The organism is Luteococcus sp. H91 (assembly GCF_038433135.1).
Taxonomy (GTDB): Bacteria; Actinomycetota; Actinomycetes; order Propionibacteriales; family Propionibacteriaceae; genus Luteococcus.
The window spans coordinates 35,828-49,229 of the sequence record NZ_JBCDMV010000020.1; the positions used below are offsets into that span (position 1 = coordinate 35,828).

At 68.2% G+C, this 13,402-nt stretch carries 13 protein-coding genes and 1 tRNA gene; 6 read left to right on the plus strand and 8 right to left on the minus strand.

Going from position 1 to position 13,402, the window contains the following annotated elements; genetic code table 11:
* Position 1 precedes the first annotated feature (1 nt).
* From AAEX57_RS10670 to groL, 3 genes are all read right to left on the minus strand, one after another.
* Positions 2-1,567: a hypothetical protein gene (locus AAEX57_RS10670; protein ID WP_342092200.1), complete on the minus strand. Its 1,566-nt coding sequence runs from the start codon at positions 1,565-1,567 to the stop codon at positions 2-4.
* Positions 1,568-1,576: 9 nt separating this feature from the next.
* On the minus strand, positions 1,577-2,617 hold the full coding sequence (locus AAEX57_RS10675) for an acyltransferase (RefSeq protein WP_342092199.1): 1,041 nt from the start codon (positions 2,615-2,617) through the stop codon (positions 1,577-1,579).
* Between the two features lie 120 nt (positions 2,618-2,737).
* Positions 2,738-4,363: a chaperonin GroEL gene (gene groL, locus AAEX57_RS10680; RefSeq protein ID WP_342092198.1), complete on the minus strand. Its 1,626-nt coding sequence runs from the start codon at positions 4,361-4,363 to the stop codon at positions 2,738-2,740.
* A 214-nt stretch (positions 4,364-4,577) separates the two neighbouring features.
* Between groL and AAEX57_RS10685 the strand changes: the two genes are divergently transcribed.
* The gene (locus AAEX57_RS10685) at positions 4,578-5,021 is read left to right on the plus strand and encodes a hypothetical protein (protein ID WP_342092197.1); all 444 of its coding nucleotides are present in this window, start codon (positions 4,578-4,580) and stop codon (positions 5,019-5,021) included.
* A 78-nt stretch (positions 5,022-5,099) separates the two neighbouring features.
* Here AAEX57_RS10685 and AAEX57_RS10690 read toward each other — a convergent pair whose 3' ends face one another.
* The gene (locus tag AAEX57_RS10690; protein WP_342092196.1) at positions 5,100-5,294 is read right to left on the minus strand and encodes a CsbD family protein; all 195 of its coding nucleotides are present in this window, start codon (positions 5,292-5,294) and stop codon (positions 5,100-5,102) included.
* Positions 5,295-5,400: 106 nt separating this feature from the next.
* On the minus strand, positions 5,401-5,676 hold the full coding sequence (locus AAEX57_RS10695; RefSeq protein WP_342092195.1) for a DUF3263 domain-containing protein: 276 nt from the start codon (positions 5,674-5,676) through the stop codon (positions 5,401-5,403).
* A gap of 125 nt (positions 5,677-5,801) precedes the next feature.
* On the opposite strand from AAEX57_RS10695, the gene manA reads away from it, so the two are divergent.
* Positions 5,802-6,962, plus strand: a complete 1,161-nt coding sequence (gene manA / locus AAEX57_RS10700) for a mannose-6-phosphate isomerase, class I (RefSeq protein WP_342092194.1) — start codon at positions 5,802-5,804, stop codon at positions 6,960-6,962.
* Positions 6,963-7,054: 92 nt separating this feature from the next.
* Positions 7,055-7,130 (plus strand) — tRNA-Thr (locus tag AAEX57_RS10705).
* Between the two features lie 9 nt (positions 7,131-7,139).
* On the opposite strand, the gene AAEX57_RS10710 is transcribed toward AAEX57_RS10705, so the two are convergent.
* On the minus strand, positions 7,140-7,448 hold the full coding sequence (locus AAEX57_RS10710) for a rhodanese-like domain-containing protein (RefSeq protein ID WP_342092193.1): 309 nt from the start codon (positions 7,446-7,448) through the stop codon (positions 7,140-7,142).
* A gap of 87 nt (positions 7,449-7,535) precedes the next feature.
* On the opposite strand from AAEX57_RS10710, the gene AAEX57_RS10715 reads away from it, so the two are divergent.
* The 3 genes from AAEX57_RS10715 (at position 7,536) to AAEX57_RS10725 (ending at position 11,285) form a co-directional block, all read left to right on the plus strand.
* The gene (locus AAEX57_RS10715) at positions 7,536-10,019 is read left to right on the plus strand and encodes an FAD-dependent oxidoreductase (protein WP_342092192.1); all 2,484 of its coding nucleotides are present in this window, start codon (positions 7,536-7,538) and stop codon (positions 10,017-10,019) included.
* Between the two features lie 95 nt (positions 10,020-10,114).
* Positions 10,115-10,741 (plus strand): class I SAM-dependent methyltransferase, encoded by a 627-nt coding sequence (locus AAEX57_RS10720; protein WP_342092191.1) that lies wholly within the window; start codon positions 10,115-10,117, stop codon positions 10,739-10,741.
* A gap of 22 nt (positions 10,742-10,763) precedes the next feature.
* Positions 10,764-11,285, plus strand: coding sequence for an O-acetyl-ADP-ribose deacetylase (locus AAEX57_RS10725; RefSeq protein ID WP_342092190.1), 522 nt, complete (start codon positions 10,764-10,766; stop codon positions 11,283-11,285).
* Positions 11,286-11,306: 21 nt separating this feature from the next.
* Here the strand turns inward: AAEX57_RS10725 and AAEX57_RS10730 are convergent, their stop codons facing one another.
* Positions 11,307-12,092 carry a DedA family protein gene (locus AAEX57_RS10730; RefSeq protein ID WP_342092219.1) on the minus strand — a complete coding sequence of 262 codons (786 nt, stop codon included), beginning with the start codon at positions 12,090-12,092 and terminating at the stop codon, positions 11,307-11,309.
* A 48-nt stretch (positions 12,093-12,140) separates the two neighbouring features.
* Complete coding sequence (locus AAEX57_RS10735) at positions 12,141-13,400, minus strand: glycine C-acetyltransferase (protein WP_342092189.1); 1,260 nt, start codon at positions 13,398-13,400, stop codon at positions 12,141-12,143.
* Positions 13,401-13,402: the final 2 nt, after the last annotated feature.

Sequence of the window (13,402 nt, forward strand, 5' to 3'; positions counted from 1 at the left end):
CTCACCGCACGATCACCGGCGTGGCCTCGTCCAGGCCGTAGTAGAACATCAGTCGGGGCTGCAAGGTCTTGGGGTGCAGCACGATGTAGTTCTCCGAATACTGCGGATAGGGCAGGTCTCGCAGCACATGCACGCGACTCGCCTTGCCCTCCTTCACCCGCTGGATTTCCACCAGGGTGGGTCGCCAGGCCTGGATGTTCCGCTCGACGGCAGGGGCCAGGGAGGTTGCGCTCTGCACGCCGCTGCCGCAGATGACCACCAGGGCGGCAGTTGCCAGCGCCGAGGTCTCGACCCCGCATCCCCACGTCAGCGCGACCGCCGCCAGGGAGCTGGCCGCGGCCACGACCAGCACCAGGGTGAGGCCGAAGTACATCATCCGACCGCCCGGGGCGCCCATCGCGGTGGGCATGGCCACGGCTCCCAGCGCGGCTCCCAGCAGCATGCCGACCACGGCCCCGCCCGGGACGGAACGCAGCTGCCAGGCAGCCAGCACCAGCAGCGCAACCAGCACGGCCAGCGCCAGGAGCACCGCGGCCGCCGAGATTGACTGGTAGGTCTGCATCCGAGGCTGGAAGAGCCCGTCGCGCCAGGCCCGGGAATTCACCCGGTGGGCCAACAACGTCAGCACCGCACCGTCAGCGGCCAATGCCACGGCGAACCGACGGGTTGCTAGCCCCTCGGTGCGGCTGGCGGCCACCAGCAGGGCAAGCACGCCAACCAGGCCACAGCCCAGGATCAGCGGATGGTGCACCACCAGCTGGGTGCTGGAGTGCACGGCGTTGCCCAGCGACTGTTGCCAGCCCGGATAGCCGTCCTGCGGAAAAGGGCTGCGACGGTAGGCGCGTCGGGCCCACAGCCCACGGGCGGCAAAACGCCCCAGCCCCACCAGACAGACCGGAATGGCGGTCGCCCACAGGGTGGCGGACCGCTTGGACACCAGCAGCAGGGCCACGCAGGCGCCCACCAGGGCCAGGGCCAGGAGTTCGTGGTGCAGGCAGGCCCACCAGCAGAGCAGGACGGTCACCCCCGCCAACCGAGGTGAGGGTCGCCGGGAGGTCTCCCACAGCTGCCGTAGGCAGACGAAGAGCAGCGCGCTGCCACCGACATAGCCGACGCAGGCGGACAGGAACATCACCGTCGAGCCTGCAATCGTCGGATCCTGCGCAAAGGTCGCGAACGGCAGCAGCGTCGCCAGCACGGCAACCACTACCCGTGGCCAGGGGTTGGCGACCCGTTGCTGGAGCACATCGGACAGCGGCCGCAGCAGGAAGTACAGGGCCAGCACCTGCGCCAGGCAGACCAGGGAAACCGTCGGACCGATCCAGTCCCGCAGCGACATCACGAGTTGGACGCCCATGTCCGCGAGCCGACCATTTCGATGGTCCAGGTCCTGCCAGGCCTGCACCGGAAGGCGCTGCCAGACCAAGCCACCCAAGGGCAGCCGGGAGCGGTTGGCAAAGTGCAGGTCATCCTGCGACCAGACCGGAACCCGCCAGAGGATGAGCCAGTAGCACCAGACGGTCAGGAAGGTCGCCCTGACATACCACTGGGTTCTGCGTTCGGACATGTGCGAACCCTAGACCAACCGCGCGCCGAGCCAGGGAATCTGCCGGATCAGGATCGTCGCCAGCAACGAGACCGCCAGCGCCATCAGCCACAGCGCCAGCACTCGGGGGACCATGGGCTCGATCGGGATAATCGAGTACTTGGTGGCCAGGCCGAGCACCAGGGGATGCACCAGGTAGATCCCGAGGGTGCGGGCCCCGAACCAGGCCAATGCGGCCTGGAGGCGTTGTCGACGCTGCAAGCGCTGCTCCTGGCTGCGGGCAAGGGCGAAGACCGCGACCCCGCTGATGACCACCGCCGGGGTGAGGTAGGCAAACCAGTAGCCGTCGGGCACTCCTCTTGCCCAGGACAGGCGCACGGTGAGCAGGAAGACGATGCTGATGGATCCGACCAGAGCCATCGGCAGCAGCCACCGGGGAACGCGCCGTGACGAGCTGGCGACCAGCGCCCCCAGCAGGACGAAGGGTGCGTAACCCGCCAGCTCCGGGCCGAGAACCCGATCCGCCATCCCGGAGAGGACCAGCGTCGGATCGAACTTCTCCGTCGCCTTCAACAGGACCATCACCAGCCACAGCACCACCAGATACCGGGCCAGCACACGGTTCTGGAAGATGTGCCAGAGCACGGGCATCAGCAGGTAGATGCCCATCATCACGGGCAGGAACCACAGGTGGTAGTAGCCACGAGGCATTTCCCTGATGACGGTCAGCACGGTGGGCTCCCGCCCCTTCTCGAACGCAGCGAAGAGCCGGTAGACCATGGCCCAGAAGATGAAGGCGCTGGCTAGCCGGGGCAACGACCCCCTCAGCATCGCTCTGGGGGTCACGGGTGCGGACCGGGTGAGGAAGAGGGCGCCAGTGATCATGAAGAAGACGGGCACACTCCATCGCACCGCCGAGTCCAGCAGGGCCAACCCCACCCAGGAGGCGCCGCGCAGCGGCACCTTGGCCCAGCAGAGCGCCGCCGCGTGCAGCAGGACGACGGCCACCGCCGCCGCGCAACGCAGCAGATCCAGGTAGGCGACCCGGGTGTCCCGGGGGACAGACGTCATGGTGGCTCCGAGGGTTGTGGGCGGGGGCTCCGGCACGACAACCTACCCTGTGTCAACGCCGCACGAGGGCGGCTCCCCGGTGGGGAACCGCCCTCGTGGTGATTCGTCGTGGTGGATGGATCAGAAGTCCATGCCACCCATGCCGCCGTCGGCGCCGCCGGGCATGGCGGGAGCCTTCTCCGGCTTGTCGGCGATGACGGCCTCGGTGGTGAGGAAGAGGGCCGCGATGGAGGCCGCGTTCTGCAGGGCAGAGCGGGTCACCTTGGCCGGGTCGATGATGCCCGACTCAACCATCTTCACGTACTCGCCGGTGGCGGCGTTCAGGCCCTCACCGACGGGCAGGTTGGCCACCTTCTCCGCGATGACGCCACCCTCGAGGCCGGCGTTCAGCGCGATCTGGCGCAGCGGGGCCTGGGCGGCCTGCAGCACGATCTGGGCGCCGGTGAGCTCGTCGCCTTCCAAGCCGTCGAGCTTGACGTTCTTGGCGGCCTGGATCAGCGCCACGCCACCGCCTGGGACGATGCCCTCCTCGACCGCGGCCTTGGCATTGCGGACGGCGTCCTCGATGCGGTGCTTGCGCTCCTTGAGCTCCACCTCGGTGGCCGCGCCGACCTTGATCACGGCAACGCCGCCGGCCAGCTTGGCGAGGCGCTCCTGCAGCTTCTCGCGGTCGTAGTCGGAGTCCGAGTTCTCGATCTCCTTGCGGATCTGCGAGACCCGACCGGCGATCTGGTCGGCATCGCCGGCGCCGTCGACGATGATCGTCTCGTCCTTGGTGATGCGGACGCTGCGGGCCTGGCCCAGCAGCTCCAGGGTGGCGGCCTCCAGCGAGAGGCCGACCTCCTGGCTGATGACGGTGCCACCGGTGAGGATGGCGATGTCGGCCAGCATGGCCTTGCGACGGTCACCGAAGCCGGGGGCCTTGACGGCAACCGACTTGAAGGTGCCACGGATCTTGTTGACGATCAGGCCGGCCAGGGCCTCGCCGTCGGTGTCCTCGGCGATGACCAGCAGCGGACGGCTGGACTGCATCACCTTCTCCAGCACCGGCAGCAGCTCCTTGAGCGAGGAGACCTTGCCGTCGACCAGCAGGACGTAGGGGTTCTCCAGCTCCGCCACCATCGCCTCGGTGTCGGTGACGAAGTAGGGGCTGATGTAGCCCTTGTCGAAGCGCATGCCCTCGGTCAGCTCGAGGTCGAGCCCGAAGGTGTTGGACTCCTCGACGGTGATGACGCCTTCCTTGCCGACCTTGTCCATCGCCTCGGCGATGATCTCGCCGACGGTGGTGTCAGCGGCGGAGATCGACGCGGTGGCGGCAATCTGCTCCTTGGTCTCGACGTCGATCGCCATGGTGCCCAGCTCTTCGCTGATGGCCTTGACGGCGGCCTCGATGCCCTTCTTCAGGCTCATCGGGTTGGCGCCGGCGGTGACATTGCGCAGGCCCTCACGGACCATTGCCTGGGCCAGCACGGTGGCGGTGGTGGTGCCGTCGCCCGCGACGTCGTCGGTCTTCTTGGCGACCTCCTTGACGAGCTCCGCACCGATCTTCTCGAAGGGATCCTCGAGCTCGATCTCCTTGGCGATGGACACGCCGTCATTGGTGATGGTGGGGGCGCCCCACTTCTTCTCCAGGACGACATTGCGGCCCTTGGGGCCGAGGGTGACCTTGACCGCGTCCGCCAGCGTGTTCATGCCACGCTCGAGCCCGCGGCGGGCCTCGATGTTGAATTCGATCAGCTTTGCCATGGTCTTTCGGGAGTCCTCCCGCGTCGGGGGCTTGGAGCCCCGGTTCTGTCAGGTGTCTGGGTGGAGGTTCTCGATGCCCGCGACGGACGGCTCCTTCGAGCCTCACCTGAACCTCACTGTTTGGCACTCGATCAGGCCGAGTGCCAAGTCCATGTTTAGCACTCGACACAAGCGAGTGCAAAGCCCCGGCACCCCTCGGAGGCACAATGAACTCATGACCAAGCCCTCCCCCGCGCGGCTGCCCGCCTCGCGTCGCATGATTCTGGTGCGCAATGCCGGGAACTGGTTGAACCTGAGCACCCCGCTGGGCCTGGCCGTCGCGGTGGCCGGCCGGGCGCGGGTGCGCCGCGGCCCACGCGGCCTGTGGTTTGCCGACGGCTATCGCCCGAGCTACCCCAATGGCGGCGCCTTCACCATCGGCAACGTGATCGCCACCCACCATGAGGACATCGACGCGCTCTTCGCGCGTCGCCCCGGGCTGCTGGAGCACGAGGAGAGCCACGCCTGGCAGTGGACGATGTGCGCCGGGCTGCCCTTCCTGCCGCTCTATGGCGTGATGGCCGCTTGGTCCCTGGTGCGACACCGGGATCTGGCGACGGGCAACTTCTTCGAATGCCAGGCCGACCTGGTGGACGGCGGCTATCGCGATCGGGAATGACCCCGCTCCCGACTGCGCCCGAGCATGCAGAACGCCCGCCGCGCGAGGCGACGGGCGTCCGGAACAGCTGGGACCTGATCAGTTCTTCAGGTCGTTGACCGCATCGTTGAACTTGTCCTTGCCCTGCTCAACCTTCTGGCCAACCTCACCGTCGAACTGCTGGGCTGCGCCCTCAGTCTGGAGCTGCTCGTTGTCGGTGGCGTCGCCAGCGGTCTCCTTGACCTTGCCGACGACCTGGTCCTTGGCGTTCTCGAACTTGTCCGCGATTCCCATGGGCACACTCCTTGATTTGGACCCCGGCAGCTCCCGGGATGGTGCTCTCGACGCTAGACCCCCGCAGCACCCCAGACCAGCACTTCCGCCCCCAGCGAACGACGGATCAGCGCGGCAGCCGAGCCGCGGAGCGCGCCTGCTGGCGATTCTCCCGCAACCGACGCAGTCGCCTGACCAGCAACGGGTCGTGCTGCAGCGCCGCCGGCTCGTCGATGATCTGGTTCAACAGCTGGTAGTAACGCGGCATCGAGAGGTCGAAGCGGGCCCGGATCTCCTGCTCGCGCAGGCTGCGGCTGCCCGTCCAGCTGCGTTCGAAGTCCAGGATGGCGGCCTGGCTCTCCCCCAGTGCGGGCAGGTCATCGTGACGCACGGCTTCAGACATGCGCTCGATTCTAGGTACGGCCGCCCCACCGATCGGGGAGGCGCGTCGATCGAGTGACCCGAAACCTGACAGACTGGGGTGCGCACTCCAACCGTCGAGCCAAGGGGAACCAGACAATGCAGCCGATGTCGGGAGCCATCCAGAACTATGCGTGGGGATCGACCACCTCGATCCCGGAGACCCTTGGCTTCCCCCAGACCGGCGAGCCGCAGGCCGAGTACTGGCTGGGAGCGCACGCCAGCGCACCGTCGACGGTGGGCGATGACAACCTGGCGGAGCTGATCGAGCGCCAGCCACAGATCGTGGGCGAGGCCAGCGTGCGGCAGTTCGGCCCCCGACTGCCCTACCTGCTCAAGGTGCTGGCCGCCAACCGCCCGCTCTCGCTGCAGGTGCACCCGTCACGCGAGCAGGCCGAGGTGGGCTTCGCGCAGGAGAATGCCGACGGCGTCCCGCTCGACGACCCGACCCGGACCTACAAGGACGACTGGCCCAAGCCGGAGCTGATGCTCGCGCTGACCCCCTTCGACGCGCTGTGCGGTTTCCGCGACCCCCAGCAGACCGCCGACCTGTTCGAGGCGCTGGAGATCCCCGAGGTGGACCAGATGGTGGCACCGCTGCGGCTGCGGGGCGGCTCGGCCGGCCTGGCCGAGGTCTTCCTGGATGCCCTGGGCCAGAGCGACGAGCGTCGCGACCTGGTCAATGCGGTGGCCGCCAAGTGCGTGCAGCACGTGGACGACGAGGGCCCCTTTGGCGATTTCTGCCGCACCGCGGTGATGCTCGACGAGTTCTACCCGGGCGACGCCTCGATCCTGGCCGCGCTGATGATGAACCGCTTCACCATGCAGCCCGGCGAAGGCGTCTTCCTGCCCGCTGGCAACCTGCACGCCTACCTCAAGGGCACCGGCATCGAGATCATGGCCAATTCGGACAATGTGCTGCGCGGGGGACTGACCCCCAAGCACATCGATGTCGACGCGCTGGTCTCCGTGGTGGACTTCGACGCCGCCCCCGTGGAGTTGGTGCGCGCCGTCGAGGAGGCCCCCGGGCTGCTGCGCTACCCCACCCCTGCCCCGGAATTCGCCCTGTGGCAGCTGGAGTTGACCGGCGACCTCGAGGTCTCGCTGCCCGCCAGCGACACCGGCCGCATCCTGCTGGTGATCGACGGCAGCTTGCGCGACGCCAACGGGATGGAGCTGGGCAAGGGCAAGGCCGCCTTCCTGCCGGCCGGCGAGCACGCCACGGTCAGCGGCCAGGCGACGGCCTTCCTGGCGGCCCCCGGCATCTGACGCCCCCAAAGCTGGGCGCGGCTTGTCCAAGCAGCGCCCCACCGGCACAATTGACCGGTCGGCCCAGCATCAGCACGATCCTGGGGCGACACGCCCCAGTAGCTCAGTAGGTAGAGCGCCTCTCTTGTAAAGAGGATGTCGCGGGTTCGACTCCTGTCTGGGGCTCCATCACCGGGGTCAGTCCTGCACCAGCGGGCGCCCGGCCGCCTTCCAGCCACGCATCCCACCAGCCAGTTCCACGGCATCGATGCCATGCTCGCGCAGCAGGGTCGTGGCCTTCTTCGCCTTGCTGCCACCACCGCAGGTGACCGGCAACGGCCCCTCGGTGACGGGCAGGTCGATCAGCCGGGCCACCAGCTGGTCGAGCGGAATGTGGACCGCGCCGGGGGCGTGCCCCTCGGCCCACTGGGCCTGGGCACGCACGTCCAGGATCACGGCGTCGTCGGCCAGCTCGTCGGGCGTGGTCTGCGGCAGGGTTTCGTCCATGCCTCCATTGTGCCGGTCGGGCCAAGTGGCATTCACATACCCCACTGGGTATCGTGGGAGCTGCACTCCCACGTGGAAGGAAAGCCCATGAAACTCGTCGTCGTCGGTGGCGTCGCCGCCGGAATGTCCCTGGCAGCCCGGGCCCGCAGGCTCGACGAGCATGCCGAGATCGTCGTCCTCGAACGCTCCCACCATGTGTCCTTCGCCAACTGCGGCCTGCCCTACCACATCGGCGAGGTGATCACCGATCGCGATCGGCTGCTGCTGCAGACCCCCGAGAGCCTGCGGGAGAGCCTCAACCTGGACGTTCGCCTTCGCCAGGAAGTGGTCGACGTCGACGCCCCGAACCGCACCGTGACCGTCCGGGACCTGGATTCCGGCCGGGAGTACCAGGAGAACTACGACGAGCTGGGGCTGTGCATGGGCGCTCGGGCGGTCATTCCGCCGGTTCCCGGCGCCGACCTGCCGGGCATCCACGTGCTGCGCAGCCTCGGCGACATGGACCGGATCAAGCAGCGGGTGGATCGTGACCCCGCGGGCCTGCGCGCCCTGGTGGTGGGCGCCGGCTTCATCGGTCTGGAGGCCGCGGAGAATCTGCGCGAGCGGGGCGCCGAGGTGCACGTGGTGGAGATGGCGCCGCAGATCCTGCCGCCGGTGGACCACGAGATCGCCGCCAATGCAGAGCAGGTCCTGCGCACCCACGGCATCAAGCTGCACCTTGGCACCGCCGTCACCGGCTTCGCGCAACAGGGCCAGCGGATCGTCGCCAGCCTGGGCGACGGCTCCACCCTGGAGGCGGACCTGGTGGTGCTGGCCATCGGGGTGAAGCCGCTGACCGAGCTGGCTGTCGCCGCCGGCGCCCAGATCGGCCCGCGGGGTGGCATCGTCGTCGACGAGCACCAGCGCACCACCGTCGAGCATGTCTGGGCCGCGGGTGACGTGGTGGAGAGCCGGCACACCGTGCTGCCCGACAGTCACGTGATCGCCCTGGCCGGGCCCGCCAATCGGCAGGGTCGCGTCGCGGCGGAGAACATCTGCGGCCGCGAGACCAGCTATGACTCCACCCAAGGCACTTCGGTGGTCAAGCTCTTCGCCATGACGGTGGCGGCCACCGGTGCCAACAGCCGCCAGCTCGCCCAGGCCGGGATCCCCTTCTGGACGGTGCATGCGCACCCCACCGGGCACGCCGGTTACTACCCCGGCACCTCGCCGATGCACCTCAAGCTGCTCTTCTCCCCCACCGACGGCAAGCTGCTGGGCGCGCAGTGCGCCGGCTTCGACGGCGTCGAGAAGCGGATCGACGTGATCGCCACCGCCCTGCGCTTCGGCGGCACCGTCTTCGACCTGGAGAAGCTGGAACTCAGCTATGCCCCGCCCTATGGCTCCGCGAAGGATCCGGTGAACATGGCCGGATTCCTGGCCAGCAATGTGATCCGGGGCGACGCCAAGCTCTGGTACCCGGACGCGGACCTGACCGGGTGCCGGGTGGTCGACGTCCGCGAACCCACCGAATTCGACGTCTGGCACCTCGACGGCTCCCAGAACATTCCGCTCGGCCGGATCCGCGAGGAACTGGACGGTTGGGACCGCAACCAGCCCGTCCGGCTGCTGTGCGCGGTCGGTTTCCGCAGTTATCTGGCGCACCGGATCCTGGTGCAGCGCGGCTTCACCGATGTCGCCTTCCTGTCCGGCGGCAGCACCACCTACCGCGCGTGGTCCACACCGGAGCGCGGGGAGCAGGACGCGCCGGTGGATCTGAGCGTCTTCACCCAGCCCACCGCCAGCCAGCCGAGCCAGCCACAGGCGCCCACTGCCTTCACCACCGCCCTGATGGGCGCGCAGACCATTGACCTGGACTGCACCGGCCTGGCCTGCCCTGGCCCGATCATGAAGCTCTCGGAGACCATGAAGGGCCTGCGCCCGGGCGACGAGATCGTGGCACACGTCTCGGACATGGGCTTTGCCAGCGACGGCCCGGCCTGGGCCAAGCGCAATGGCCATGAGCTGGTGGGCCTGGAGCCCGACGGCTCCGGGCTCAAGGCCACCTTCCGGCACACCGGGGAGACTGCCCAGGCCTCCGCGCAGGCACCCGTCGCGTCGAAAAACAAGAACTCCTTCGTGGTCTTCTCCGCAGACCTGGACAAGGTGATCGCGGCCTTCATCATCGCCAACGGTGCGCTCTCGATGGGCAATCAGGTGAGCATGTTCTTCACCTTCTGGGGGCTGAACTCGCTGCGTGACCCGAGGGCGCCCAAGCGGGAGATGAAGCCGATGGACAAGATGATGAAGGCGATGATGCCCTCCAGCGCGGAGGCCCTGACGCTCTCGCAGATGAACATGGGCGGCGCCGGCACGGCGATGATCAAGAACACCATGAAGCAGCACCACGTGGCGTCGGTGAGCGAGATGATCCAGTCCGCGCTGGACGGCGGCGCCCGGCTGATCGCCTGCACCATGACGATGGACCTGCTGGGGATCACCAAGGAAGATCTGCTGCCGGGCGTCGAGTTCGGCGGCGTGGCGACCTTCCTGGACGAGGCCAGCGACTCCCAGACCACGCTGTTCATCTGACCAGAAAGAAAATGTGGATGGTTACCACCGTCGACGGTGGTAACCATCCACACTCTTTTTTCCCGGCCTTCTCCGGGTCATGACAGGATGGCCCGGTGAACGACAAACAGATGGCCCCGATCGAACCCGGCACATGGGAGAAGATGGTGGCGGCCAACCCGGAGCACCCGCACAACTACGCCCAGCGCTTCCGCACGATGGCAGCCAATGGCGCCGACCTGCTGGGCGAGGCCCGCTTCATCGACGCGATGGCCGCCCGCAATGCGCACATCCTGGACGCGGGCTGTGGGCCGGGCCGGCATGCCACCTGGCTGGCCGAGCGCGGCCACCGGGTGGTCGGTGTTGATCTTGACCCGACCTTGATCGAGATCGCCCGACGTGAGGCGCCCGGCCCGGACTACTTCGTGCAGGACCTGGCCGTGCTGGACCTGCCCGGTCAGGGCGTCGACGAGGGCTTCGACGCGATCCTGTGCGCCGGCAATGTGATCGCCTTCCCCGCGCCCTCCAGCCGTCGTCGGATCCTGGCCAATCTGGCCCGGCACCTGAACCCGGAGGGTCGAGCCGTGATCGGCTTCGGCGCGGGCCGCGGCTACGACTTCGGCGACTTCCTGGCCGATGCCGAGGCCAGCGGCCTGGTGCTGCAGCTGGGCCTGTCCACCTGGGATCTGAAGCCCTTCCAGGAGGGCTCGGACTTCCTGGTGGCGGTCTTCACCCGCGCCTGAGCCGCCCGCCTAGGCTGGGGGCATGAGCCCCACCATCGAGATCGTCCGCGGCGACATCACCACCCTGGCCGAGCCGGTCGACGCCGTCGTCAATGCCGCCAACTCCGGCCTGCTGGGAGGCGGCGGAGTGGACGGCGCCATCCACCGTCGCGGCGGGCCACAGATCCTGGCCGAGTGCCGGGAACTGCGCCGCACCAGCCTGCCCGACGGGCTGCCGGCCGGGCAGGCGGTGGCCACCACCGCCGGGAACCTGGATGCCCGCTGGGTGATCCACACCGTCGGGCCGGTCTGGGCCAAGACCATCGACAAGTCGGCCACGCTGGCCTCCTGCTACCGGGAGTGCCTGCGGGTGGCCGACGAGCTGGGCGCCACCGCGGTGGCCTTCCCCACCATCTCCGCCGGCGTCTACGGCTGGCCGATGGACGACGCCACCAGGATTGCCGTGCAGACGGTGCAGCAGACCCCCACATCGGTGCAGCGGGTGGTCTTCGTCGCCTTCAACGAGGCCGCCGAGACGGGTTATCGGCAGGCGCTGGGAGCGTGACGAGGGCTCGGACGTCGTGGCTCACGCCTGCTTCTTGCCGGACTTGAGCATGGTGGAGCCGACGATGAAGACCACCAGGCCGATCGCGACGTAGTTGGCGATCCTGGCGTACTGCTTGAGCAGCACGACGGCGGGCTCGCCCACCTGCCAGCCGAACCAGAAGTAGCCCAGCATCCAGACGGTGCTGGCCAGGAAGTCCAGCGCCATGAACTTCTTCCAGCTCATCCCCGTCGAGCCGGCCAGGACGAAGATCACCTGCATCAGCGGCAACGGGATCGGGACATAGGCGACGAACATGCCCAGCCACCCCAGCTTGTGCGCCCAGCGCTCGGCTCGGGCGTAGTTCTTGGCGGCACGCTTGGACTGCCCGGCCCAGACCTCGATCATCCCGCGGCCCCAGAGCTTGCCGGCCCACCAGAAGACCCAGTCGAACTTGATCGACATCAAGGATCCGGCCATCAGGTAGAACCACCAGTTCGGGGCTAACCCCTGACTGGCCAGGGCACCCATGGCGGCGGTGCCGGAGCGGGAACCTGTCAGGCCCACCAGCAACGGCGGGTTGAGGCCGAGCAGCCAGCCGCGCAGCGGCAGCATCGCCAACCCGAACAACCCCATGAACATGATCCAGCCCATGCACTGCTTGTCGGCCTTGCCGGGCTGGTGCTTCCACGGCATACCGGGCTGATCCCACCACGGCTTCTCCGCCTCGTCGTCAACGGCGGTGGACGCCTGGGGGCTCTGGTTCATGGCGCCCAATCTACCCGGCGTCGGGAGCGCCCCCGCCAGCCCGCTCCGCCGGTGGCCCAGCCCTCCGACTGGCAGCCGGAGAACCGCGGCCACCGCTGGCGGTCTGCGTCAGCCCACCTGCTCGCGGGCCTTCTCAAAGGCGGCAACGGCCGCCTCAAGGTCTTCCCGGGTGAGGTTGGCCGACATCTGGGTGCGGATTCGCGCCTTGCCCTTGGGCACCACCGGGTAGCTGAAGGCGCGCACGTAGATTCCCTCGGCCAGGATGATGTCGGCCATCTGCGCGGCCTTGACCGCGTCGCCGATCATGACCGGCACGATGGCGTGGTCACTCTCGGGAATCTCGAAGCCCCGCTTGCCCATCTCTGCCCGGAACCAGGCGGTGTTCTCGTTCAGCCGGGCCCGCAGGTCGCCGGAGCGCTCCAGCACCTCGATGGTGGCCATCGACGCGGCGGTGATCGCCGGCGCCAGCGAATTGCTGAACAGGTAGGGGCGGCTCTTCTGGCGCAGCATCTCGACGATCTCGGAGCGGGCGCAGGTGTAGCCGCCCGAGGCGCCACCCAGGGCCTTGCCCAGGGTGCCGGTGATGATGTCGACGCGATCCTGCACACCGTACTTCTCCGGGGTACCGGCGCCGTGCTCGCCGACGAAGCCGACGGCGTGCGAGTCGTCCACCATCACCAGTGCGTCGTACTTCTCCGCCAGGTCGCAGATCTGGTCCAGCGGCGCCAGGTAGCCGTCCATCGAGAAGACGCCGTCGGTGGCGATCAGCCGGTAGCGGCAGTCCTTGGCGGCAATGAGCTGGGCCTCCAGATCGGCCATGTCGCGGTTCTTGTAGCGCAAGCGCCTGGCCTTGCTCAATCGCACCCCGTCGATGATCGACGCGTGGTTCAGCTCGTCGGAGATGATCGCGTCCTGCTCACCGCAGAGCACCTCGAACAGGCCGCCATTGGCATCGAAGCAGGAGCTGTACAGGATGGTGTCCCACTCACCCTCCTCGTCCTGGACCTGCGAGCCTGCGAGCGCGGGGGGTTCGAAGGGGGGTCGTCCCCCCTCGTCCTGGACGAGGGGATGCAGGAAGCTGGTGATCCTGCCCTCCAGCTGGGTGTGCTGATCCTGGGTGCCGCAGATGAAACGCACCGACGCCATCCCGAAGCCCCACCGGTCCAGGGCGGCCTTGGCGGCGTCGATCAGCACCGGGGAGTCGGCCAGGCCCAGGTAGTTGTTGGCGCACAGGTTGACCACCTCGCGTCCCTGCACCTGGATGTGGGCGCTCTGCGCGGAGCTGAGCGGCACCTCCACCTTGTACAGTCCGTCGGCCTTGAGCTGCTCCAGCTGGGCAGCAAGATCATCCTTGAGGGTGGTGTACATGG